This window comes from Labedella endophytica (assembly GCF_003990045.1).
In the GTDB taxonomy this organism is placed as follows: domain Bacteria; phylum Actinomycetota; class Actinomycetes; order Actinomycetales; family Microbacteriaceae; genus Labedella; species Labedella endophytica.
The window spans coordinates 570,823-594,630 of sequence record NZ_RZGZ01000001.1; the positions used below are offsets into that span (position 1 = coordinate 570,823).

General features: G+C 69.4%; 15 protein-coding genes. 6 read left to right on the forward strand and 9 right to left on the reverse strand.

Annotated features, from left to right (window positions below; all coding sequences use genetic code 11):
* The first annotated feature begins 191 nt into the window (after positions 1-191).
* A complete protein-coding gene (locus ELQ94_RS17665; RefSeq protein WP_127046893.1) occupies positions 192-5,588 on the forward strand; it encodes a PKD domain-containing protein in 5,397 nt (1,798 codons plus the stop codon).
* Between the two features lie 174 nt (positions 5,589-5,762).
* Here ELQ94_RS17665 and ELQ94_RS02730 read toward each other — a convergent pair whose 3' ends face one another.
* Complete coding sequence (locus ELQ94_RS02730) at positions 5,763-6,740, reverse strand: glycosyltransferase family 2 protein (protein WP_127046895.1); 978 nt, start codon at positions 6,738-6,740, stop codon at positions 5,763-5,765.
* A complete protein-coding gene (locus tag ELQ94_RS02735; protein WP_127046897.1) occupies positions 6,737-8,275 on the reverse strand; it encodes a lipopolysaccharide biosynthesis protein in 1,539 nt (512 codons plus the stop codon). The genes ELQ94_RS02730 and ELQ94_RS02735 overlap by 4 nt, the downstream gene beginning before the upstream one ends.
* A gap of 171 nt (positions 8,276-8,446) precedes the next feature.
* Here ELQ94_RS02735 and ELQ94_RS02740 point away from each other — a divergent pair, with 171 nt between their 5' ends.
* The gene (locus ELQ94_RS02740; protein WP_127046899.1) at positions 8,447-9,475 is read left to right on the forward strand and encodes a glycosyltransferase family 2 protein; all 1,029 of its coding nucleotides are present in this window, start codon (positions 8,447-8,449) and stop codon (positions 9,473-9,475) included.
* Here ELQ94_RS02740 and ELQ94_RS02745 read toward each other — a convergent pair.
* From ELQ94_RS02745 to ELQ94_RS02760, 4 genes are all read right to left on the reverse strand, one after another.
* Positions 9,452-10,504 carry a glycosyltransferase gene (locus tag ELQ94_RS02745; RefSeq protein ID WP_243696826.1) on the reverse strand — a complete coding sequence of 351 codons (1,053 nt, stop codon included), beginning with the start codon at positions 10,502-10,504 and terminating at the stop codon, positions 9,452-9,454. The genes ELQ94_RS02740 and ELQ94_RS02745 overlap by 24 nt on opposite strands.
* On the reverse strand, positions 10,501-11,859 hold the full coding sequence (locus ELQ94_RS02750) for a hypothetical protein (protein WP_127046904.1): 1,359 nt from the start codon (positions 11,857-11,859) through the stop codon (positions 10,501-10,503). The genes ELQ94_RS02745 and ELQ94_RS02750 overlap by 4 nt, the downstream gene beginning before the upstream one ends.
* A gap of 90 nt (positions 11,860-11,949) precedes the next feature.
* Positions 11,950-14,649, reverse strand: a complete 2,700-nt coding sequence (locus tag ELQ94_RS02755; protein ID WP_127046906.1) for a right-handed parallel beta-helix repeat-containing protein — start codon at positions 14,647-14,649, stop codon at positions 11,950-11,952.
* 267 nt (positions 14,650-14,916) lie between these two features.
* The gene (locus ELQ94_RS02760) at positions 14,917-16,320 is read right to left on the reverse strand and encodes a tyrosine-protein kinase domain-containing protein (RefSeq protein WP_166404633.1); all 1,404 of its coding nucleotides are present in this window, start codon (positions 16,318-16,320) and stop codon (positions 14,917-14,919) included.
* 135 nt (positions 16,321-16,455) lie between these two features.
* Between ELQ94_RS02760 and ELQ94_RS02765 the strand changes: the two genes are divergently transcribed.
* The gene (locus tag ELQ94_RS02765) at positions 16,456-17,061 is read left to right on the forward strand and encodes an arsenate reductase/protein-tyrosine-phosphatase family protein (RefSeq protein WP_166404634.1); all 606 of its coding nucleotides are present in this window, start codon (positions 16,456-16,458) and stop codon (positions 17,059-17,061) included.
* A 54-nt stretch (positions 17,062-17,115) separates the two neighbouring features.
* Here the strand turns inward: ELQ94_RS02765 and ELQ94_RS02770 are convergent, their stop codons facing one another.
* From ELQ94_RS02770 to ELQ94_RS02780, 3 genes are read right to left on the reverse strand one after another with little or no spacing between them, the layout of a single operon-like run.
* Complete coding sequence (locus ELQ94_RS02770; RefSeq protein ID WP_243696827.1) at positions 17,116-18,336, reverse strand: glycosyltransferase; 1,221 nt, start codon at positions 18,334-18,336, stop codon at positions 17,116-17,118.
* Positions 18,337-18,347: 11 nt separating this feature from the next.
* Positions 18,348-19,553 (reverse strand): DUF1972 domain-containing protein, encoded by a 1,206-nt coding sequence (locus ELQ94_RS02775; RefSeq protein WP_127046913.1) that lies wholly within the window; start codon positions 19,551-19,553, stop codon positions 18,348-18,350.
* Positions 19,553-21,064, reverse strand: a complete 1,512-nt coding sequence (locus ELQ94_RS02780) for a sugar transferase (protein WP_127046915.1) — start codon at positions 21,062-21,064, stop codon at positions 19,553-19,555. The genes ELQ94_RS02775 and ELQ94_RS02780 overlap by 1 nt, the downstream gene beginning before the upstream one ends.
* Positions 21,065-21,394: 330 nt before the next feature.
* Between ELQ94_RS02780 and ypfJ the strand changes: the two genes are divergently transcribed.
* The 3 genes from ypfJ to ELQ94_RS02795 all read left to right on the forward strand — a co-directional run bounded on the left by ypfJ (position 21,395) and on the right by ELQ94_RS02795 (position 23,771).
* Positions 21,395-22,261 carry a KPN_02809 family neutral zinc metallopeptidase gene (gene ypfJ / locus ELQ94_RS02785; RefSeq protein ID WP_127047279.1) on the forward strand — a complete coding sequence of 289 codons (867 nt, stop codon included), beginning with the start codon at positions 21,395-21,397 and terminating at the stop codon, positions 22,259-22,261.
* 200 nt (positions 22,262-22,461) lie between these two features.
* Positions 22,462-22,797, forward strand: coding sequence for a PadR family transcriptional regulator (locus ELQ94_RS02790; protein WP_127046917.1), 336 nt, complete (start codon positions 22,462-22,464; stop codon positions 22,795-22,797).
* Positions 22,794-23,771, forward strand: coding sequence for a permease prefix domain 1-containing protein (locus tag ELQ94_RS02795; protein ID WP_127046919.1), 978 nt, complete (start codon positions 22,794-22,796; stop codon positions 23,769-23,771). Before ELQ94_RS02790 ends, ELQ94_RS02795 begins: the two co-directional genes overlap by 4 nt.
* Positions 23,772-23,808 lie beyond the last annotated feature (37 nt).

Sequence of the window (23,808 nt, forward strand, 5' to 3'; positions counted from 1 at the left end):
CACGACTGCTCGAATCCCGCCCCTCCGACGGGGGGCGATTTCGGCCCCGAACGGGGGGGAGGGGAAAAACGTGAGGAAAGCTACCATTACGCATAGCACGATGTGAGTGGTCCTCAGGTACGACCCGAATCCGACCCGGACACCCGCACTCCGTCGCGCATCCTCTTCCCCTCAGAGACGGCGAGTCCCCCATGAGTCCATCGTTGTCGGTCCCCGAGACCGCGACCTCCGTTCCCCGGCCCCGACGAGCAGCGCGGCTCGTCGCCCTCGTCGGTGTCACCGTTTCCGCCGTCGTGCTGAGCATGCTGTCCCTGCAGCCGGCCGTCGCGGACACGCTGCCCCTGGCAGGCACGCCCGAGACGGTGTCGTCCGATGCGCTTCCCGCCCCCCAGATCGACGGCGTCGTCTGGGACCAGGCGGTCATCGGCAACACGGTCTACGTCGCCGGCAAGTTCGAGACCGCGCGACCCGCCGGGTCGGCGGCCGGCGCGAACACGGTGGTGCGGAAGAACTTCCTCGCCTACGACCTGACGACGGGGGCCTTGCTGCCGTTCGCACCTCGCTTCAACCAGCAGGTCAAGGCGCTCGCGACCTCGCCCGACGGCACCCGGCTCTACGCGGGCGGCTACTTCACGACCGTCAACGACACGGCGCGTTCCTACATCGCGGCCTTCGACATCCCCGGCAATTCGCTCTCGACGTTCGCCCCCAAGCTGAACCGCCGTGTCGAGGCGATCGTCGCGACGAACGCGACCGCCTTCGTCGGTGGCGCGTTCACCGCCGTGGGAACGACCGAGCGCCTCCGTGGCGCCGCCTTCTCCCGCGCCGGGGTCCTGACGGCATGGACGCCGCGGATCGAGGGCGGATCGGTGAACGCCATCACCCTGTCCCCGGATTCCTCGAAGGTCGTCGTCGGCGGGTCGTTCACGACCGTGAACGGCTCGAGCAACCCCGGGTACGGCCTCGCAGCCGTGGACACGGCAGCCGGCGAGATCTTGCCGTGGGGAATCAACTCCCTCGTCCGTAACGGCGGTGAGGACGCCGCGATCCTGTCGCTCTCGTCCGACGGGACGAGCGTCTACGGCACCGGCTACGTCTTCGGCGACGGCGGCAACCTCGAGGGCGCCTTCAAGGCCGATTGGAACGACGGCAGCCTCCAGTGGGTCGAGGACTGCCACGGCGACACGTATTCGGTCTCCGCGAGCTCCGATGTCGTCTACACGGCCGGTCACGCGCACTACTGCGGCAACCTCGGCGGCTTCCCTCAGACCGACCCGTGGGGTTTCCAGCGTGCCGTCGCGTTCACCAAGGCGACCACGCAGACGCTGACGGCCGACCCGCACGGCTACTACAACTACGCCGGCACCCCGGCCCCGTCGCTCCTCGACTGGTTCCCCACCTTCAACACCGGCTCGGCGTCCGGAGCGACCCAGGGTCCGTGGGACGTGCTCGTCGCCGGGAAGTACGTCCTCTACGGGGGCGAGTTCACGAGGGTCAACAACGTGGGCCAGCAGGGTCTCGTCCGATTCGCGACGAAGGACATCGCACCGAACACGGACGGTCCGCGACTCAACAGCACGAACTTCATGCCCAATGTGGTGTCGTTCAGTGAGGGGACCGCGCGCATCGCCTGGCCGGCCAACCACGACCGGGACAACGCCCTCCTCACGTACCAGGTGATCCGGAACAACCAGACGGCCACCCCCGTCTACACGACGACGGCCCGGTCCAACTTCTACACGAGGCCGATCCTCTCCTTCACCGACACCGGGCTCACGCCGGGGGCGACCTACAACTACCGCATCCGGGCGATCGATCCCTACGGCAACGCGTCGCAGGGAAACCCGGTGACCGTCACGGTCGCGGCGAACGGATCCATCAGCACGTACGCCCAGTCGGTGCTCGACGACAGCCCCACCTCGTTCTGGCCCCTCGGCGAAGCGTCCGGCACCGCCGGCTACGACTGGGCGGCCGGCGACGACCTGACCCTCACGGGCAGCGTCACGCGTGGCACGACCGGTCAGTCCGCCGCCTCGAACGACACCGCGACGACCTTCTCGGGCGCCTCGGACACCTTCGGCGTCTCGACGGCCGCGCAGTCCGGGCCGAACACGTTCACCGCCGAGGCGTGGATCAAGACGTCCACGACCTCCGGTGGAAAGATCATCGGATTCGGCAATGCGCGGACCGGTGACTCCGGTTCGTACGACCGCCACGTCTACATGGACAACTCCGGTCGGATCAACTTCGGCGTCTACACCGGCAACACGCAGGTCGTGACGAGCGGTTCGAGCTACAACGACGATCAGTGGCACCACGTGGTCGCGAGCATGGGACCGAGCGGCATGCAGCTGTATGTCGACTCGAAGAAGGTCGCGAGCCGCGCGGACACGACGGCCGGCCAGATCTTCACGGGCTACTGGCGCGTGGGCGGGGACAACCTCGGCGGCTGGCCGAACGGCCCGTCGAACAACCGCTTCACCGGCGCGATCGACGACGTCGCGGTGTACTCGAGCGTGCTGACGCGTCAGCAGATCGACGCGCACTACGTCGCGTCGGGCCGTGCTTCCACGATCCCCGTCGCCCCGACGGACGCCTACGGCGCCGCGGTCTTCACCCTCGAGCCGACGAGCTTCTGGCGACTCGGTGAGTCGAGCGGCTCCGTCGCAGCGGACTCCGGTCCGTTCGGCAACCCGGGCACCTACACGGGACTCGTGGAGAAGGGCGCCGCCGGCGCCATCTCCGGTACCTCCGACACGGCCGCTCGGTTCGCCCCCACCGAGGAATGGTGGGGCTGGAACGAGTCCGGCGTCGCGAGTACGAACAGCTACGCGAACCCGACGACGTACGCCCTCGAGGCGTGGTTCAAGACCACGACGACCCGCGGCGGCAAGATCATCGGCTTCGGTGCGAGCCCCACGGGCGGCTCCAACGGATACGACCGTCACATCTACATGGAGAACGACGGTCGCCTGACCTTCGGAACCTGGACGGGACAGTCGAACACCATCACGTCGAGCTCGGCGCTCAACGACGGGACGTGGCACCACGTCGTCGGCCAGCAGTCGTCCGCCGGTATGAAGCTGTACGTCGACGGAGTCTCAGTCGGCACCAACCCGCAGACCGGTGCGCAGGACTACACCGGGTACTGGAGGGTCGGAGGCGACACGACGTGGGGCGGAACCGCTCCGTACTTCGCCGGCACGATCGACGAGGTCGCGGTGTACTCCGCGCCCCTCACGGACGGGCAGGTCGAGCAGCACCACACCCTCGGCCTCGGGACGGCGGCCAACGTCCTCCCGACCGCGTCCTTCACGGCAGGGGCGACCGACCTCTCGGTCGCGTTCGACGCAACGGCTTCGGCCGATTCCGACGGCACCATCGTCTCCACCATGTGGGACTTCGGTGACGACACCCAGGGGACCGGTTCGATGGTCTCGCACTCCTACACGACGGGTGGCACGTACTCCGTGACCGTCACCGTGACGGACAACCGCGGGGGAACGGCGACGGAGACGCGCGACGTGACCGTCATCGCCCCCAACGCGGTACCCACCGCCTCGTTCACGGCGAGCGGCTCGGCCCTCACCGCTTCGTTCGACGCCTCGGCGTCGAGCGACCCGGACGGGACGATCGCGAGCTACGACTGGGCCTTCGGGGACGGGACCTCGGCGACGGGCGTGACCACCGACCACACCTACGGCGGCGCGGGCACCTTCGTGGTCACGCTCACCGTCACGGACAACCGTGGCGGGACGGCGACGACCACGCGGAACGTCACCGTCGAGGCCCCGGCCAACCAGAACCCCACGGCGAGCTTCACGGCCGCGGGTTCCGGGCTCGGCGTGAGCGTCGACGCGGCGACGTCGAACGACCCGGACGGGACCATCGCGTCCTACTCGTGGGAGTTCGGAGACGACGGGACGGCGACGGGCGCGACAGCGACGCACACCTATGCCGAAGCCGGCACCTACACCGTGACCCTCACCGTCACGGACGACAAGGGAGCCACGGCGCAGACCACCCGGTCCGTGACCGTGACGGCGCCACCCGTCTCCTCGACGATCGCCACGGACGCCTTCGAGCGCTCCGCGACGAGCGGCTGGGGCGCGGCGAACACCGGTGGTCCCTGGACCGTGACCGGCGGAGCCGCAGCGTTCTCCGTCGCCGGCGGTGATGGTGTCATGACACTCGCAGCCGGTCAGACGCGCAACGCGCGCCTCGGGCAGGTCTCCGTCACCGACGTGACGCTCGCGGCCGACATCGCGACGCCGACCCTCGCGAACGGAGGCGGGTCGTACGTCTCCCTCGTCGCCCGCTCTGTCGACTCGTCGTACTACTCGGCCCGAGTGCGGATCCAGTCCGGAGCAGTCACGCTGCAGATCCTGCGCAACGGAACGGCGATCTCGCAGACGAACGTCGCGGGACTCACGGTGACGCCGAGCACCACCCTCCGACTGAAGGTGGAGGCGACCGGAACATCGCCGACGACCATCCGGTCGAAGGTGTGGATCGCCGGGCAGACCGAGCCGGGGGCCTGGCAGCTCAGCACGACCGACTCGACCGCCGGCCTCCAAGCCGCCGGCCAGATCGGGATGACGGCCTACATCTCGGGCTCCACCACCAACGGCCCGATCCCGGTCCGGTTCGACGACCTCTCGGCCGTCGCCCCCGGCACCGTGACCCCGCCGGTCGACGAGCCGGCGAACCAGGCCCCGACGGCCTCCTTCACGGCGGCTCCGACGGACCTCACGGTCGCGGTGAACGCGTCGGCCTCGGCCGATGCGGACGGGTCGATCGCGTCCTACGCGTGGAACTTCGGCGACGGCACGACGGGCACGGGGGTCTCGACCTCCCACCCGTACGCGGCGGCCGGCACCTACACGGTGACGCTCACCGTGACGGACGACGACGGGGCGACCGCCTCGACGACCCGTTCCGTCGCGGTGGCCGCCCCCGCGGACGCCCAGACGGTCGCCGCAGACACGTTCGAGCAGCGCACGGTCGCGAACGGCTGGGGAACCAGCACGTCCGGCGCCCCCTGGACCACCGGAGGCTCCGCCTCGGGCTTCGGAGTGAACGGCGGTGCCGGTGTCATCACCAACGCAGCCGGAGCCTCGCGGTCCGTCTCGCTCAACTCGGTGTCGGAGACGGGTACCGACTCGACCGTGTCCTTCGTGGTCCCGGCGATCGCAACAGGAGGTGGGCAGTACGTCACGGTGGTCGGTCGACAGATCGGCTCCGAGAAGTACTCGGCCCTCGTGCTCCTGAACGCCAACGGCACACTCCAGCTCCAGATCGCTCGCGGAGGGACGAAGCTCCAGACGCTGACCCTTCCGGGCACGACCTACCGGGCAGACAGCACCGTGACGGTCAGGGTGCAGGTGTCGGGCACATCTCCGACGACGATCCGCGCGAAGGCGTGGGTCGACGGGCAGAGCGAGCCAGACGCGTGGCAGCTCAGCCGCACGGACACCACCGCCGTCCTCCAGGCCGCGGGGACGACGGGCCTCGTCTTCTACGTCTCGGGATCGAGCACGGCGCCGGCGTCGATCCGCTTCACGGACTACCTCGTGCGGAGGATCTGACCGCCGTCACTCATCGATGAAGCCACCGGGTGCGCATCCCTTCCCCCTCAGAGGGTGCGCACCCGGTTCGTCGTCCGGCCGCTCGAGCGGTCGGTGAGAGCACAGAACGCCCGACTCGTCGCCGTCGAGTCGGGCGTTCTGCGTGGTAGAAGCCCGCGGAGGGCGGCGGCGGCGTCAGCCTGCGTGGCGGGCTCGGCGTGCGCGACGGGCGAGCCGCCGGCCGTCGCGGAGGCCGCGGAGCGCGGCGCCGAGCGGGGCGGTGGATTGCAGGAGTTGCCGCCGGCCGCCCTGGAGCAGGATCTCCCAGGCGACGGCGCGGGAGTGGGACAGCCACGACCGGTAGTCCGCGTCCTCCAGATGGAGAGCGGCGAAGAGCAGTCGATTGCGGATGTTGTAGTAGTAGTAGGTCGCCGACTTGGGCTCCCCGGCCGAGGAGTGACCGGCCGCTTGCGTACCGCCCTGAGCGTGCTCGGCCGTGACCTCGTCGAGGAGGACGAGCTCGCCGCCGGTCGCGACGACCCGATGGGAGAGATCGACGTCCTCCCAGTAGAGGAAGTAGTCGTCCGAGAAGCCTCCGGTGGCCTCCCAGAGTTCCTGCGACACCGCGAGGCACGCACCCGTGAGCCAGGGCTCGATGCGCTCCAGGGGGACGCCGTCGAGCCGTCTGCGACGGGACCGGATGCGGCCATCGTCGAGATAGAGGTCGGAACCGGCGAACCACACGGTCCCGTCCGGCCGCAGGATCTTCGGGGCGACGAGGGCGTTCGGGGTCTCGCGGACCCGCTCGAAGAGGGCGGCGGCCGCGTCGACCTCGATGATCGCGTCCGGGTTGAGCAGGAGGTAACGCGAGGCGCCGAGCGCGCGAGCCGCCTCCACGCCGCGGTTCATCCCGACGCCGAAGCCGAGATTGATCGGGGGCTCGTCGACGTGCCAGCCCTCGGCGGCGGCGAGGTGCCGCAGGTTCTCGCGCTCGAGGGGGTCGGTGTAGTTGTCGACGACGACGGCGACGATCCCGGGGGCCGCTCGCGTGAGGACGGTGAGGTTCTCCGCGAGGAGACTGCTCGAGCCGTAGTTGACGACGATCACGGCCGAGCCGTCGAACGGGCCGGCGCCGGGGGAGACTCCCGCCGGTGCCGTCTGATCCTGGCTCATCGGAGGTCCTCCTGATCGGTCGGCATGGCGCCGGCAGAGGGCGACGGTCGCGGCCCGCGGTGTCGGGCCGCGTTCGCGATCTGCACGAGCTCGACGACGTCGCGACGCACGGCCGGGACGACGAGGGCCGCGAGCGCGTAGACGACGAGGTCCGCCACGGTCGCGGCGAGGATCTGCACGACGGGACCGGCGGGGGCCACGATGGTCGACGCGGCGAACGCTGCGAGGCCGCCGACGAGGGCGACGGACGAGAGCCGGATCACACCGAGGACGAGCGGGCGCACGGGGATACGGGTGTACCGGGTGAGCCACCAGATCGCGAGCGGCCAGGAGAGGACGGGTTCGAGAGCGTAACCGGCCGCGACCCCGACGACCCCCCACTGCGACCCGATCAGGACGAAGGCGATCTTCATGGAGGCCGTGATGAGCGTGAATCGGAAGAGGGCTCCGGTGAGAGCGCGGGAGACGAAGACCCAGTAGGCGACGTAGGCGAGGGTCTGGAAGGCGCCGGCGACGATGAGGAATCGGAGGACGGGGGTGACCTCCGCCCACTTCTCGCCGAGGAAGATCGCGACGACCGGCTCGGCGGCACCCGCGACGAGGCCGAGTCCGGCGACGAGCGTGTAGCCGAGCACGATCTGTCCGCGGAGGATGTAGGCGTCGAATCGGTCGTACTCGTGCTGCAAGCGTGAGAACAGTGGGATAGCGACGCGCGTGGCGGGGGCGCGGAGCTGATTGAGCGGATTCATCAGCAGCTGCAGACTCCGGTTGTAGAAACCGAGCTCCCGTGCGCCGAGGCGGAGTCCGATGACCAGCGAGGCCATGTTGTTCGCCGAGTACTGCACGAGCTGGGTCGCCACGGTGTTCCACCCGAACCGGTAGAAGCCGGTCATGTCGGTGCCGCGTCTCGGGAGCCTCGGGAGCCACCGGGCCGTCGCGACACTCAGGATCAGCGTCACGGCGGCGAGCGAGACCATCTGCCAGGCCAGCGCCCAGTACCCGAGGCCGGCGAGGGACAGTACGATCGCGACGACGAGGGCGGCGACGGCCGCGACGGTATCGATCACGGTGAGGGACCAGAACCGCAGGTCGCGGTTGAGCGAGGCGCGGTGCTGCGTCGCGAGCCCGTTGAACACGAAGGTGATGCCCATGAACTGGGTCAGGGGGATGAGCTCCGGCCGCCCGTACAGGGCGCCGACGCCGTAGGCGACGCCGACGATGACGACCCCGAGCGCCAGACCGATGCCCGAGTTCACCCAGAACAGGACGTCGCGCTGTCGCGTGCTCAACGTGGGGGCCTGGACGGCGGCGTTCGAGAGGCCGAAGTCCCGGAAGACCTCGGACACGCCGACGACGACCATGACCATGGCGAAGAGGCCGTAATCGGTCGCGCCGAGCAAGCGGGCGAGGATCGAGAGTCCGCCGATCTGGACGGCGATACGGATGAGCTGCCCGATGAAGGTGACGGCCGCTCCGCGCGCGGCGCGACGGCCGAATTCGCCGGCTGCAGGCGCTGCGGCTGTTCGTGCGCTCATCGCGTCGCTTCCTCTCGCGTGTTTGTGGCGTGGTCTGGGGTGATGCGGCCAGGGGGGTGATGAGCGACCCGTGGATGATCGCGCAGGGGGGAGTCGTCCGACAGAATAAAGTGAGGTCCGACACGCACCCCCCACCCGATCCGTGCGTGCGACCCGGAAGAAGGAGCTCCGATGAGCGCTGGAACATCGCCCCGCCCCGACCAGGGGAGACCACGGCGTGCTCCTCTCAGCGAGTCCAGCGTCACCATCGCCGTGCTCACCTTCAAGCGACCGGAGGACATCGCCGAGACTCTCCCGCTGCTGGCCGACCAGGCCGAGTCCGTCATCGCGCGGGTGGGGCGGGCGTCCGTGCTGGTCGTCGACAACGACCCGGCGGAGAGCGCTCGGACTCTCGTGGAGGCGTACGCCGCGGAGCGGGCGGAGATCCCGATCCGGTACCACGCCGAACCCGTCTCGGGCATCACGGCGGGACGCAACCGTGCATTGACCGAGGCGGCGGGGGACGACATCCTCGTCTTCATCGACGATGACGAACGCCCGACGGATGCCTGGCTCTCGTTGCTCCTCGACACGTTCGAGCAATCCGACGCCGTCGCGGTGGTGGGTCCCGTCATCTCGCGCTTCGACGTCGAGCCGGACTCCTGGGTCGCGGCCGGCGAGTTCTTCTCGCGCCGGCGGCTGCCCACCGGGTCGGCCGTGACGGTCGCAGCGACGAACAATCTGCTCCTCGACCTGCGCGTCGTCCGTTCGATCGGGCTCGAATTCGACCCGGCGTTCGGCATCACGGGTGGGGGGGACACGATGTTCTCCCGCACGCTCGCCGATCGCGGCGGACGGTTGCTGTGGTGCGACGAGGCGATCGTGTGGGACGTCGTCCCGGCGTCGCGCGTGACACGCGACTGGGTGGTGCGGCGGGCGTTCCGCAGCGGGAACAGCTGGACGCTCACGTCCGTCGCGCTCGCCGGGGGAGCGGCTGCCGCCTGGAAGGCCAGGGCATCCTGCTTCGTCAAGGGCGTCGTCCGTGTGGTCGGCGGGGCCGTCCGAGCGGCGCTCGGCGTGCTGACGCGATCGACGCGGCACCGCGCGAAGGGCGTCCGCACGATGGCTCGCGGCGCCGGCATGGTCTCGGGGCTCGTCGGATACTCGTACAAGGAGTACCGGCGCGCGGCCCCGCGGTCATCGTCCACGACGCCGGCCTGAACGGAGGCGGGCCGAGCGGCGGCTGAGGGCCGCCCCGTACGCGTCGAGATGAGCGCGTCCGGCGCGATCCCAGTCCCGTGCGGACAGGTCGGGACGCGCGGGCCGGTCCGCTCCTCGGACGGTCTCGAGTGCGGCGGTCAGATCGTCCGGCCCCAGATCGCCCTCGTACTGGACGACCCATCCGTGGCCGACCTCCTCGGCGAGGCGCTGATTGACGCCGTTCGCCGGGACGAGAACGGGGCGGTCGACCGAGAGGGCCGCGAGCGCGCCCCCCGAGTTGTGCATCTCTCGGTAGGGCAGCACCACGATCTCGCCCTGCCTGGCGACGTCGACGAGTTCGGCCTCGGAGAGGAACTCGAGGCTCAACTCCACCCGGTCGTCCGCCGCGGCCAGCGCCGTGAGCTCCTCCGCGAGTTCGTCGGCCCGCGCCTTGCCGGCGACGCGCAGCGAGAACGCACCGGGGAGTGCCCTGAAGGCCCGCAGGAGTGAATCGACCCCCTTGTAGCGGCGGATGAGGCCGAAGTAGCTGAAGCGGCCACCGACCGACTCCCGCTGGGGGAATCGCGCGAACCAGTCGCGGTAGTGGCCGTGCAGGATGAGCGACGTGGGCGTTCCGAGCGGCACGACGGACGCCTCCGTGTGCACCGTCGAGTCGTTGAGGACGATCGCGTGCGACGTCGCCCTCTCCAGGGCGCCGAGAAGTACGTTCTGGGTGCGGCTGAGTCCGTCCGGGCGGTGGAGGTTGTGGACCGTCCGGACGATCGGTGTCCGGGTGAGCTGCAGGCGCGCGAGCAGAGCGGCTGTGAGGAGCTGTCGCGCGGCCGTCTTGAGCGGGGAGTGCCCCGTGACGAGGATCTCGGGCCAGTGGACGTGGAACACGTCGTAGCGGCCGACGATCGCGCGCCGCCAGGAGAAGGTCCGCACACCGAGACCGGGGGTCACCGCGAGCTGTTCCCGCAACATGACGATGTACGGGTTCGTCGTCGGACGGGGGTCGGGGAAGGACTGCTGGACGATGAGGGTCTTCACGCCGATGCCTTCCGCGCCCGCTGTCGGATCGTCTGCGCCTGCGCACCCGTATCGCTCCCGTGTGCGTGCGGAGCGCCGAGTGGTGCTGGATGGCGTGGCTGCGCGATGTCCTCGCGCGCCACGAGTCCGACGGCGAGGAAGAGGATCATCGACGGCAGCGAGGAGTGGATCGGGCTGAACAGCAGATCCCAGAGGAGGATGACGGAGAGGAAGAGGAACGCGGCCGACCCGCTGCGGTGAGCGAGGCGGTGGCTGAGTGCGAGGAATACCAGGACCACGATGGAGATGGCGAGTGCGGCCCCGGGCAACCCGAACTGGATCCAGAGATTGCCGATGATCGAATGGACCTCGTACCCGGAACCGAACATGTAATTCTCGACGTATCCGTTGTTGGGCTGGTAGCCGAGCGCGCTCATCCCGGTCTTCGCCACGAGGATGTCGCTGAAGTTCGCGAGGACGCCCTGGCCGTATCCGAGGGGCTGATGGGTGAGGAGGGCCACGGAGGCGCCGGCTTCCGGGCGCCCCCCGAGCAGGAGCGTGCCGGAGGTCTCGATCTGCATCTCGCTGCGTTCCTGGGTGTGTTCGCCGAGGTAGCCGCCGAGGATCGCGGCCTGGACGACGGAGTACACGATCGAGCCGAGGACGCCGAAGCCGATGAGCGTCCGCGCGGTGGAGGCGCGTCGTCCGCGTGATGTCGGACGCATCTGCCAGAGCACGAGCATTGCGACCATGATGAGGATCGCGCTGCCGGAGCGGACATCGCCCAGGAGCGGCACGAGGCTGATCGCGGCGGTCGCGACGAGCCCGACCACGGGGCTACCTGTCTTCCACGCCAGTGCGAGGACCAGGGTCGTGACGGGGAAGCTGAACCCCATGCGCCACGGGTCCTCGCTCGAGAGCGCGCCGTCCATGATCAGATGGACGATCGCGGCGGCCGCGAACAGGATCGCGACGAGGGGAGCGCCGATCACACGGCGCGACCACAGCAGACCGCCGACGAGCAGGGCGATCCCGAGGACCTCCGCGCTGTTCGCGACGAACGCTGCGAGGTAGAAATCGTGGTCCACTCGGGCGAACTCCGTCAGAACGGCGCCCGAGACGACGCTCAGGACACTGAGTCCGGCGACGAGACGATAGCCCCGGAAACCGATGGCCGCAGAGGCCCAGACAGGGAGAAGGAGCAGGGCGACGACGTGACCGGCCTGGATCTGGTTCCAGAGGTTGTACTGCAGGCCGAAGACGAGCGGGAGGAAGACCGCGAGCCATACCTCGATGGTGCCGCGAGTCGTGGAACGCGAATCGCCGTCGGCCCGGGACTGCGGGCGCGGCGGCGACGGTCGCGTGATCGTGTGCACGTGGATCCCCCGGACTGCCCGATGACGGCGCCTCGAGCGAGGCGCCGTCAATCAGACTAGTCGAGGTGACGAATGCTCACATTCCCCTGTTCACGGGGTAGGTGAGGCTCCGACCGACGGGAGGCCCAGAGCCCCGAGCAGGCCGGACAGCTTGCCCGGAAGCGGGACCGAGATGCCCGAAGCGAGGTTCTTCGCGGCCTGCGTGAGAGCGAAGGAGCCTGTCACCGCGTCCGCGCCCTGCAGGAACTTCGAGCGCTTCTCCTGTCCAGTACCCGCGGTGAACTCGGTGAGACTCCGGTAGTAGCTGAGTCCGTTCGCGCCATCGGCCCACCGTGCCACGGTGTACCGGCCCGGGGTCGTGTTCTGGTAGAGATTGCCGTTCGTCGTGATCCGCATCTGTTCGGCCGTGAGCTTCTTCTTCTGGTCGACGACGTGGAAGAGGCCACCGTCGGTCGAGCCGCCGAGGATGTTGTTCGAGACCGTGATGTCCTGCGTCAGCCAGGGGACCGTCATGTCGGGCTGCTTCTGCCGCGAGTCGTGTCCAGCGTCGGAGGCATTCGTCTGTCGACGTGGGTCCTGGACGATCGTCACGGGCGCGCCTCCGTTGTCCACGATGCTGTTGTTCCACACCTGGACGTCTCCCGTGTTCTGGATGCTGAGACCGAGTCGGGCGTTGTCGTGGATGCGGTTGTCCGCGACGACGAGCTTCGCGGACAGCTCGAGCGACAACCCCGTGGAACTTCCCGAGATGTCGTTGCCGGTGATGGTGACGTTGTAGACCGACTCGTCGAACCACAGTCCCGTCGTGCGGTTGGCGGCGAATTCGTTATCGGTGACCGCCACGCCTCGCGAACGCGTGACCTTGAAGCCTCCCGAGCCGGGCAACTCCTTGAACCGCTGCACGTTGTTGTTCACGAGGAGCGAACCGTCGAGGGTGAAGTCGTCGGAGTACACGCTGCCTCCCCCGGATCGGCCGTTGTCGGCCAGCGTGAGGGCGCGGTAGACGGTGCCCGAGCCCCGCGACGCGTAGATGCCGGAGGCGGCGTTCCCGCGGGAGACGACGTTCTCGATGAGCACGTCGTCGGCCTGCGTGTAGAGGGCCGACTTCTGCCAGACCGAGGTCGCGTACCGTTGAACGCCGATACCGCGGACCACGGTGCCGTCGCCGCTCACCGTGATGCCGACCTGGAGCGTGCTCACGCGGACATCGCGGCCCGCCGGGTTCGTGCCGAGGACGAGCTGGTCGGCCCGGCGGTCGACGTAGAAGGTCCCGTCCTTCACCGCCCCACGGGAGCCGACCTCCGTGAGCGTCGCGCCGTCGACCCAGACCTGGTCGGGGTGCGCCGCGAGCGGGAATGCCGGGTCGATGAACTTGATGGACTCGTCCGTGTTGTCCGGTGCGCCCTTCGTGAAGGTGGGGCTCGTGTCGAAGTCGTAGTCGTAGCCGTCGAGCACCCAGCCGGTGGAGGCCTTCTTCCAGGAGTTGACCTTCTCGGCTCCGTCGAACCAGACGGCCTCGCCCGGGTAGGACTGGATGGTGAGTCGCTTGCCGTTCGGGACCTCCACGGATTCGTGGTACGTGCCCGCCCGGAGCACGAGGGTGGCTCCGTTCGGCGCTGCGGCGATCGCGCGATTCACCGAGGAGTAGGGCGATCCCTTCGATCCGTTGCCCGTCGACGTCGCGGACGACGAGACGAACACCGCGCCGGAGGGGACCGGGTAGGAGGTGGACCCGACGGTCGCCGATCCGCGATCGCCCGCCGTGCTCGGCGGAACCGGCTTCGTGGGCTCCGGAGTGGTCGGCGTCGGTGCCGGTGTCGTCGGCTTGGTGGTGGGTGCCGGTGCCGGTGCCGGTGTTGTCGGCTTCGTGGTCGGTGTCGGAGCGGGTGTCGTCGGCTTCGTGGTCGGAGTCGGCGCCGGTGTCGTCGGCTTCGGCTCCGTGGTCTTCGAGGGCACGAGCTTGACTGCTCGCAGGTCGTCCACCGTGAGCGCGAGGGGGCGGGTGCCGTACGACAGATAGGTCCAGATGGCGACACCGCCCGACGCGATCCGCTTGCTGCTCGTGTCGGTGGCGATCTTCTGCCACGTCGGTGCGCTCCTGCCGGCCACGTAGGCCCGGGCGTTCACCGTGACCTCGGTGCTCCCGATCACCTCGAGGTCGATGCGGATCGGTGTCTTGGCGGTGACCCCACGAGCGACGACGGTGGAGGCGGCCAGAACGGCGACCTTGTTCGATCCGTTGGCGCGGACGATCTGCATCGATGCGTCTCCACTGGGGGTCACCCGGAGCTTCGCGCCGTAGTAGGTCCCCCCGGTCGCTCGCGCTTGGAGGGTCGTGTAGTAACCACCGCCCGACGTCGGCGCGACCGGCGCCGTGACGGTGATGCCGGTGGAGACGTCCGCCACCTTCCCGTCGACGCCGACACCGCGACCGGCACCCGACGAGTCGAGGGAGACGTTTCCGACGCCCTTGCCGACGGAGAGTCCGGACGTGCTCGACGACGTGTACGCGCCACCCGTGTCGGCGGATCCGAACCCGGAGGCGACGCTGCGGCTGAAGGTATCGGTGACCATCGTCTCGCCCTCGACGTAGGCGGCGGCGTCCGCGCCGTCCGGCGTCGGCACGACGTTGGCGACGACGAGTGCCCCGGCCGCGGCGGCGGCCGCGACGGCCAGGAGGCCTCGGTAGCGGCGATCGGAGGAGCGGCGAGCTCGGCGAGCGGCAGCACGGGTCGGGGCGATGGGTGGGCCGTCGGTAGGAGCGATGGACGTGCTTCGGCGTTCGGTCACGAGTCCTCTTCGGAGTACTGACGGCCGACCGGGGTCTGGCTGTCGTCAACGGGTGGGGATAGGGAGAGCGCGCGATCACCCCGGGAGTCATGCCCCCCGAACGAGTCACACGGATTGCCGAAAGGCTAGCAAGTCCTCCGCCTTGCAGCCACCCGAACCCGAGGATCGCTCAGGGCAACGATCTCGCCAGACGACAAAAGACCCCGTCACCCCCTCGATCGGGGGCGACGGGGTCCGTCTGTCGGAGCTGGTCGCTCTGGGCGTGTCCTATACGTCGTCGGGGCGGGAGGATGCCGCCACGCGGGGGTCGGCGACGCGTCGCGTGGGTGCCTTCTCCGACTCCGTGTAGTAGGTCAGTCGTTCGTGTCCCGTGACGTCGTTCGTCACGACGCCGAGTACACGCGCTCCGACGGAGCCGAGGGTCGCCATGGCCTTCGAGAGCTGCGGGCGCTTGGTCTTCTTGGATCGGGCGACGACGATCGCGCCGTCCGTCTCGTGCACGAGCCACAGGGGATCGGTCACCGGGATGAGCGGGGAGGTGTCGATGACGACGAAGTCGTACCGCTTCTTCAGCTCGGCGAGCGTCGCGCGCATGGTGTCGGACGCGAGGAGCTGGTTGGGATTCGGCGGGACGGTGCCCGCGGTCAGCACGTCGAGACCGCGGGTGCCCCAGGGCTGGACGGCCTCCTCGATCGTGGAGCCCCCGAGCAGGACGCTCGTGAGGCCGACGGTGCCGTCGAGGCCCGTGTAGTCGGCGACCGACGGCTTGCGGAGGTCGGCGTCCACGAGGAGGACGCGCCCCATGCTCTCGGCCAGGGCCAGTGCCAGGCCGACCGACACCGAGCTCTTTCCCTCGCCCGGCATGGCCGACGTGACGACGACGGCGGAGACGGGCTTGTCCACGTCCGCGAAGGCGAGGCTCATGCACAGGCTGCGGAACGACTCGGCGGTGGCACCGTTCGGGTTCGTGCTGATGATCTGCGCGAGGCTGCGGTCGCGGGGGCCGCGGCCGATCTCCGCGAGGATCGGCGAGTCGGTGACGAGCTCGATGTCCTTCTGGGTGCGGATGCGGGTGTCGATGAGTTCGCGGAGAACGCCCCAGGCGAGACCCAGCAGGAGACCGATCGCCGCGCCGATGGCGACGATCATCCGCGTGTCGGGGGAGAACGGCGCCACGGGTGCCGTCGCCGGCGAGATGATCGTCAGCTCCACGGGCGAGTCGGTCTCGACGCCCCTCGTGGAGATCTCCGCGACGGCCTCGGCGAGTCGGCGGGTGACGGCCGAAGCGATCTCCTGCGCCTCGGAGGCGTCACCGCTCACGACGGAGATCTCGATGACGACGGTGTTGAGAGGGGTGTCGACGGAGACGGCACTCGCGAGGTCCTTGACGCTCGTGTCCAGATCGAGGTCGTCGATGACGGGGCCGAGGACGTAGTCCGTCGTCGCCATCGTGGCGTAGGACTGCACGAGCCCTTGGACGAGGCTGGATCCCTGGACGAGTTCGCCTGTCGTCTCGCCGGTCACCGTCGACGCGTAGGCCTGGGCCGTGGAGCGGTACATGTCCGGCATCGTCTGCGCGTATCCGTAACCGGCCCCGGCGCCGAGCAGCGTCAGCGCGGTGATGACGATCCAGTTCTTCCGGATCGCGCCGATGTAGTCGTGGATGTTCATGAGTCCCCCTCGGGTGAGTCGACCGGTTGAGGGGCCGGTCGCCCCATGCATCGTGTCCCCGCCCGGCCGACTAGGATTGGCCGGAACGATAGGGGAGTTGTCCTGGACGAAGAACGTGGCCCGAACCTGCTGGTCGTGTGTGCCGCGAACGTCTGTCGATCGCCCCTCGCCGAGTATCTCCTGGCTCGAGGCCTCGCGTCACTACCCGAATTCGAGGGACACTCAGTTTCGAGTGCCGGGGCGGGAGCACGAGACGGCGCAGGTCTCTGCGAACGCGTCGACGAGCGGATCGGCGCCGACGGCGCCGAGTTCGCGGCTGCCCATCGGTCCAGCCGACTCACGGCCGCGGACGTCGGACGCTCGGCGCTCGTGCTCACGGCCTCGAAGGCGGAGCGCGCCGCCGTCGCGACGATCGACCCGTCCGCTCGCTCTCGCACGTTCACGCTGCGAGAGGCGATGTACCTCGCTGCGGCCGAGCCGATCGACAGCCGGGCGGGGGCCGATGAGGAGCCGCTCACCGTGTTCGCGGCGGAGATCCACGGTCGTCGCGGACTCATGCGCTCGACGCCGGCGCCGGCGCCGAGCGGTCTGCGGACCCTGCTGCGTCGGAAGCCGACGGGTGATCCGCTCGACGTGCCGGACGGGCACCATCTGACGCTGCGGCAGCACCGCAGTGCCCTCGACGATGTCTCCGACGCCGTCGATTCGATCCTCGGGGCGCTACGCCGGCTCACGCGCTGAGGTGCCGCGGTCTCCGCTGCGACGTGCTGCGGCGTCGAGATCGATCGTCGCGGGTCACGCATGGGACCTGACGCCGAAACGGCGGCCGACGCCGACGCCCACGGCCGTCGCGGCCTCGGAGATGCGGCGCTGATAGGTCTCCACCGAGTGGCGCTCATGGGCGACGAGCTCGTCGGCGAGGGCTTCGGAGCGGAAACGCGTCCAGTCAGACCACACCCGCTCGAGGGCGTCGGCGATGTCCTGCGTGTCGCCCGGTTCCACCTGCTGAGCCGAACGGTAGCCCCATGCGGCCTCGCGGAGGCCTGAGGTGTCGCTCACGACCACGGGACGGGCCGCGAGGACGCTCTCCACGGCGGTGTTGCCGAACGGCTCGTCGAGCCGGGACGGCACGACCATGACGTCGCTCGCCGCGAGGAACGGCCAGGGCGAGTCCTGGAATCCGCGGAGGTGCACCCGGTCACGGAGGTCAAGGGCGGCGATCGAGTCGCGCAACTGGTCCTCGAACCATTCGTACCCGGGGAAGACGGCACCGACGAGGTCGAGCGTCGCCGGGATGCCGCGGTCGCGGAGAGCGGCGATCGCCTCGATGATCAGGTCGGGTCCCTTGCGGGGCGACAGTCGTCCGACGTAGAGCACGCGGAGATCGTCGTCGATGGAGGCACGCGGCGGGGCGACGGCATCGGGACCTGCGACGCCGTTGTACACGACCGTGCAGCGATCGCCGAGTCGTGCGAAGGAGTCCCGGAGGACGCCGGCGCTGTAGTTGCTGTTCGCCACGAGTTGGTCGGCGAAGAGGAGCGGGAAGGCGAGGGTGCGCATGACGGCACGGGACGCCGACCCTTCGGCCTCGTGCACGTGCACGATCGAGGTCACGCGGAAGAGGCGGGCGAGGAGCGTCCACAGGGGGATCGTGATGGTGTTGGTCCAGACCAGGGTCGGCCGTACCTCGCGCATGAGGCGTCGCCCGGCGCGGAGCCCGGCGATGGTCTGCGAAACGAGGGATATGAGGCCCTTCGGCGTCATCAGGCTCTTCCGCAGCACGAGAGTGGGGGCGAACACCACGCGCGCGCCCCGTTCCTCCAGCAGAGGGACGAGGGGGCCGTCGGCGGGGACGGTGACGGTCACCGCGGCCCCGGACCGGACGAAGCCCGAGACGGACTCGAGCAGCACGCGGTCGGAGCCGTACATGTCGGCGCTCGGGTGGGCGACCAGGTACGACACGGATGACCCGGAGCGCTCCGTCGGACGGGCGGACGTGGAGACGCGTCCGCTCACGGTGACGCCGTTCACGAGACGGGGGACGCGACGGGCGTGCCCGTCCGGCCGGAGGAGGACCGTCGAGCGGCCTTCGCGATGGGACGGATGGAGTAGCCGCCTGCGAGACGGGCCGCGAGCTGTTCGTAGCCCGTGGTCACGAGGTCCCAGTCGTACGTCGAGGCGGCGCGCTCGCGGAGGCGGTCGCCCGTCGAGAGCGTACCCGTGACGTCGGCCTCCGCCGATTCGAGGAGGGGGGACAGGGCCTCCGCCGAGCCGAAGTAGCGACCGTTCTCGAGGGTGACCTCGCGGTTGAAGGCGACGTCCCAGGCGAGGACGGCGGTTCCGGCGCCGATGGCGCGCAGGAGCGACGGGTTCGTGCCGCCGACCGAGTGGCCGTGGACGTAGGTGAGGGCGTTCGCGTAGAGCTCGTCGAGCAGATCCTGGTCCCAGACGCCTCCGAGCATACGGATGCGCGGGTCGCGGGCGGCGATCGTCTCGATGGCCGTGGTGTACTCGGCCGAGTACGGGGCGGAGCCCACGACGACGAGGGGGAGGTTCGCGTCGCTCGCGGTGTAGCCCTCGACGATCTCGCGCACGTGGTTCTCCGGTTCGAAGCGTGCGACGACGAGGTGGAACCCGCCGGCGGTGAGGCCGATCTCGGCGATCTTCGCCGTGGTCGGCTCGTCGATGATCGTGGCCCCGTAGCTGATGAGCTCCGTCGGGACGCCGAACTCGTCGTCGTAGTAGTCGGCGATGCCCTGGGCGTCGGCGATGAGCGCGTCGGAGGTGCGGACGGCCGTGGTCTCGGCGGCACGGTAGTAGCGCTTGCCGGCACCGCCCCACTTGTCGCGCTTCCATTCGAGTCCGTCCACGTGCACGGCCGTCGGGATGCCTTTGGCGCGCAGGATCGGGACGAACGGCGCGTTCGCCGCGTTGAAGACGAACGCCGCGTCGGGCGCGCGGTGCACGAGGGCGTGGAGCGTCGACAGTGCGGTGTGGCTCAGCGTCTCGGCGACCTTCACGTGGAGGGCCGGGAGGTGCACGAGGGACATGCCGAGGTGCTCGGTCGGCTTCTCGCCGTCCTTGGACCGGCAGTAGACGGTGACGGAGTGTCCGCGCTCGACGAGTCGCCGACCGATCTCCTCGATCGCCGTCTCGAAGCCGCCGTAGGCCGCGGGCACGCCGCGCGTCCCGATCATGGCGATCGAGAGGGGGGCGGTGGTCGTGGCGTTCATCAGTAGGCTCCGGTCGGGCGGGTGACGACCTTGACGGTGCGCCACAGGATCATGAGGTCGCCGACGAGCGACCAGTTCTCCACGTAGTAGAGGTCGAGCCGGACGCTCTCCTCCCAGCTGAGGTCGCTGCGTCCGCCCACCTGCCACATCCCGGTGAGGCCGGGCTTGATGTACAGACGGCGTCGCACGTGGCTCTCGTAGTCGATGACCTCGCGGGGGAGCGGAGGGCGCGGGCCCACGAGGCTCATGTCGCCGATGAAGACGTTCCACAGCTGCGGGAGCTCGTCGAGCGAATACTTGCGGAGCACGCGGCCGACACGCGTCACGCGGGGGTCGTTCTTCATCTTGAAGAGGAGTCCGTTGCCCTCGTTGTCCTCGAGCAGGGCGGCCAGGTCCTGCTCGGCCGTCGCGACCATCGTGCGGAACTTGAGCATCGTGAAGCTGCGCTCGCCCTTGCCGACGCGTTCCTGACGGAAGAGGACTCCGCCGGGGCTGTCGAGGTGGACGAGCAGCGCGACGACGCCGAAGAGCGGCGCGAGCACGAGGAGACCGAGGCCGGAGGCGGCGATGTCGAAGGATCGCTTGAGCGCGTGGCGCACTCCCTCGAACTGAGGGATCTCGACGTGCATGAGCGGGAGCCCGTCGACCGGCCGGAAGTGGATCCGCGGCCCGGCGACGTCCGTCAGCTGAGCGGCGAGCACGAGCTCGGTACCCGTGCCCTCGAGGTCCCAGCTGAGGCTGCGGATGTAGGACGGGTTGCGGCTCGCGGCGCCGGCGACGATGACCGTGTCGGCCTGCAGATTGCGGGCGAGGGTCGAGACGGCGTTCGGGTCGCCGACGATCGGGACGCGGCGGTCGCCGACCTCGATGTGGCTCGAGGTCGCGTCGGAGACCGAGGCGGCGACGACGTTGTAGCTCGCCCGGGACTTCTCGTTGATCTGACGCACCACGTACTCGGCCTCGTCGGTCCCGCCGACGACGATCGCACGAGAGAGGAAGCGATCGCGGGCCGGCTGGCGGATGAGCCAGTGGCGCCACATCCAGCGGGTCGAGACGAGACCGGCCGTTCCGACGCCCATGGCGGTGAAGAAGAAGGCGCGGGACACCTCGGCCTGCACGGCGAAGAGGAGCACTCCGAGCACGGCGAAGGCCACCATGCTCGCGTTGGTCACGCGCTTGTACTCGCCGGCGCCGATGCCGATCACGCGGATGTCGCGAGTGCGGTGCGCGCCGAGGGCGGCGAGCCACACGAAGAAGATGATGGTGGACGCGACGGCGTAGGTCGTGACCCAGGTACTGCCGACGGACGCCGGGTCGACGAGCGACCGGACGAGGTAGGCGAGGGCGAGAGCCGAACCGATGACGGCGACGTCGTTGACCAGCAGTCGTGCGCGGTGGCCCTGCGCCCACTGGCGCTCCGACGTGGTGCGCGCGCTGCGGCGAGCCGCCCAGGTCGACGGCAGGAAGCGCGAGAGCTCATCGGCCGGGAGATGGTGCTTGAGCTCCGTCATGAGCGGACCTTCCCTGGAACGATGGCGGGCCGTTCTGCCCGGAGTCGGATGAATGAACGCATGATCGTCTACCCCCAATGTCGACGATGAGAGGACGGCCCCCCGCCCGGTCCTTTTTCGGGTCGGAATGCGGGCGGGAGGCGTCCGTGAGTGGAATGTGAGGTGCCCTCAATTCCGTAATCTGAGATTAGCTCAGTTACCGAAACGGGAACAGTATCCACATCACCCCCATTGCGGGGGGTGAGGTCTCCTCATGTTTCGGAAAGGACCCCCCAACGGCGGATTCGCAAGGGTGACTCGATGTCGTCGACCCTCCGCTACGGTGGCGCTGTGACGTTCAACGAGGGTGCTGATATCCGTGGCGGCAAGGTCCGCCGGCGACGTGGCCGGACGGCCGGAGTGGCTGCTGGCGGCGGCGGTCTGGTCGTGCTCGCCGTCTTCCTCATCGGTCAGTTCACCGGGGTCGACGTGAGTGGTCTGCTCGGTGGCGGCACGAGCGGTGGGGGACAGGCGTCCGACACCGCGCTCACACAGTGTGAGACCGGGGCGGACGCGAACGAGCAGCTGGACTGCCGGATGCAGGCGGCCGCCACGTCGCTCGACGACTACTGGGCATCGGAGGTCGACGGCTACCCGCAGCCCGAGCTGATCCTCTTCGAGGGCGCCGTCGACACGGGCTGCGGAAGCGCGACGAGCGCGGTCGGCCCCTTCTACTGCCCGCCGGACCAGACCGTCTACATCGATACGAGCTTCTTCGAGGACCTACGGACCCGGTTCGGGTCGTCGGGCGGCTCACTCGCCCAGCTGTACGTCGTCGCCCACGAGTGGGGGCACCACATCCAGAACGTGACGGGCGCGATGGACGGCCTCGACACCTCGCAGGCGGGGCCGGAATCGGACGGGGTCCGTCTCGAGCTCCAGGCCGACTGCTACGCCGGGGCCTGGGTGCGTGCGGCCCAGGAGACGACGGACGCCGACGGCGACGTGTTCCTCGAGCCCGTGACGAGTGCGCAACTCGCGGATGCGCTGAGCGCCGCCGAGGCCGTCGGTGACGACCGTATCCAGGAATCCGCCGGTGGTGGCGTGAATCCCGAGACGTGGACGCACGGCGCGAGCGAGCAGCGACAGGAGTGGTTCACGACGGGCCTCGAGAACGGCCCCGGATCCTGCGACACGTTCTCGGCGTCGACCCTCTGACCTGCGCGCGCCGCGCTCTCAGCTCTCCTCGCGCCCGGGATCTCCGCGCACCTGCCCTTCTGCGAACCCACCCGGTTGTTGCGCACGCAATGCCCCTGCGCGGGTGAAATCTCACCCGCGCAGGGCGTCAGCGTGCGCATCGCCGAGGAATGAGACTGTGTCATTGACTATGGTGTGTGACGCACAGTAACGTGTGACGCATGGACGACGTCACCGCACAGCACCTCCAGGAGCTCCGCCGGGGGACGGTCGTGCTCGCGTGTCTCGTCACCCTCGAGCGGGCCGACTACGGGTATGCACTGCTCGAGAGCCTCGCGACGGCCGGCTTCTCCGTCGACGCCAACACGCTCTATCCGCTGCTCCGCCGCCTCGAACGGCAGGGCCTGCTCATGAGCGAGTGGAACACCGAGGACGCACGGCCGCGCAAGTTCTACCGCACCTCGGCGGACGGTCGCGAGCTCGCGACGCTCCTGCGCCGCGACTGGGACGCGCTGCACACCGCCATCTCCGACCTCACCGAAGGGACCTCGTCATGACCCCGCACTCCACGCTCACCGAACGCTACGTCGCAGCGGCCGTCCGCAGCCTCCCCGAGAATCAGCGGGACGACGTCGAACGCGAACTGCGCGCGTCGATCGAGGACGACATCGACGCCCGCATCGAGTCGGGTGTCTCGTCGGACGCCGCCGAGCGCGACGTGCTCACGGAGCTCGGGGATCCGAGCGGGCTCGCCGCACGCTACTCCGAGCGTCCCCTGTACCTCATCGGACCGACGAACTTCCTCGTCTACCGGCGCACCCTCGTCCTCATCGTGTCGATGGTCGCGCCCATCGCCTCGATCGCCTCGGGGGCCGCGCACGCGCTCGCCGGGGACGCGATCGGTGAGATCATCGCGTCCGTCGTCGTGACGGCTTTCACCTCGGCGATCCAGATCGCGTTCTGGCTCACCCTCGTGTTCGCGGTCCTCGACTGGTCGGGGGCCTCACGCCGCGGTCCCCTCGTGCCGTGGACGGTGGAGTCGCTCCCCGACGTGCCGGAACGACGAGCCCAGCTCGGGGACACGATCGCATCGCTCGTCTTCCTCGGCCTCGCCGTGGCGTTCGTCTTCTACCAGCAGTTCCTCCCTGTCGCGTGGAACCGGGAGGGCGCGGTGGACGCGCCACTGCTCGACCCGGCCCTCTGGTCGTCGTGGATCCCGGTCATCCTCGTACTCATGGTGCTCGAGGCCGTCTCCACGATCGTGAAGTACCGGGCGGGCGGATGGACCTGGCCGCTCGCGATCCTCAACATCGTCCTCGCCTCCGCAGGGGGAGCCGTCGTCGCGGTCCTCGCGCTCGCCGGATCCCTCTACAACCCCGCGTTCTTCGCCGCATTCCCGTGGGGTACGAGCGCGGGAATCCTGGGCGTCATCGCCGTGGGCACGGCCGTCCTGTCCATCGTGATCGCACTGTGGGACGCGATCGACGGCGTCGTCCGTACGGCCAGGATGCCTCGGGGATCCCGCGCCTGAGCGCATGTGCGGGTCTAGCGCCTGAGTGCCCTCGGGT

What these genes read in the sequence shown, in the direction of transcription:
- ELQ94_RS02780 (WP_127046915.1), bottom strand. Translation starts at nt 21,064, where the DNA reads ATGACGGAGCTCAAGCACCATCTCCCGGCCGATGAGCTCTCGCGCTTC.
- ELQ94_RS02740 (WP_127046899.1), top strand. Translation starts at nt 8,447, where the DNA reads ATGAGCGCTGGAACATCGCCCCGCCCCGACCAGGGGAGACCACGGCGT.
- ELQ94_RS02775 (WP_127046913.1), bottom strand. Translation starts at nt 19,553, where the DNA reads ATGAACGCCACGACCACCGCCCCCCTCTCGATCGCCATGATCGGGACG.
- ELQ94_RS17665 (WP_127046893.1), top strand. Translation starts at nt 192, where the DNA reads ATGAGTCCATCGTTGTCGGTCCCCGAGACCGCGACCTCCGTTCCCCGG.
- ELQ94_RS02795 (WP_127046919.1), top strand. Translation starts at nt 22,794, where the DNA reads ATGACCCCGCACTCCACGCTCACCGAACGCTACGTCGCAGCGGCCGTC.
- ELQ94_RS02735 (WP_127046897.1), bottom strand. Translation starts at nt 8,275, where the DNA reads ATGAGCGCACGAACAGCCGCAGCGCCTGCAGCCGGCGAATTCGGCCGT.
- ELQ94_RS02730 (WP_127046895.1), bottom strand. Translation starts at nt 6,740, where the DNA reads ATGAGCCAGGATCAGACGGCACCGGCGGGAGTCTCCCCCGGCGCCGGC.
- ELQ94_RS02790 (WP_127046917.1), top strand. Translation starts at nt 22,462, where the DNA reads ATGGACGACGTCACCGCACAGCACCTCCAGGAGCTCCGCCGGGGGACG.
- ELQ94_RS02760 (WP_166404633.1), bottom strand. Translation starts at nt 16,320, where the DNA reads ATGAACATCCACGACTACATCGGCGCGATCCGGAAGAACTGGATCGTC.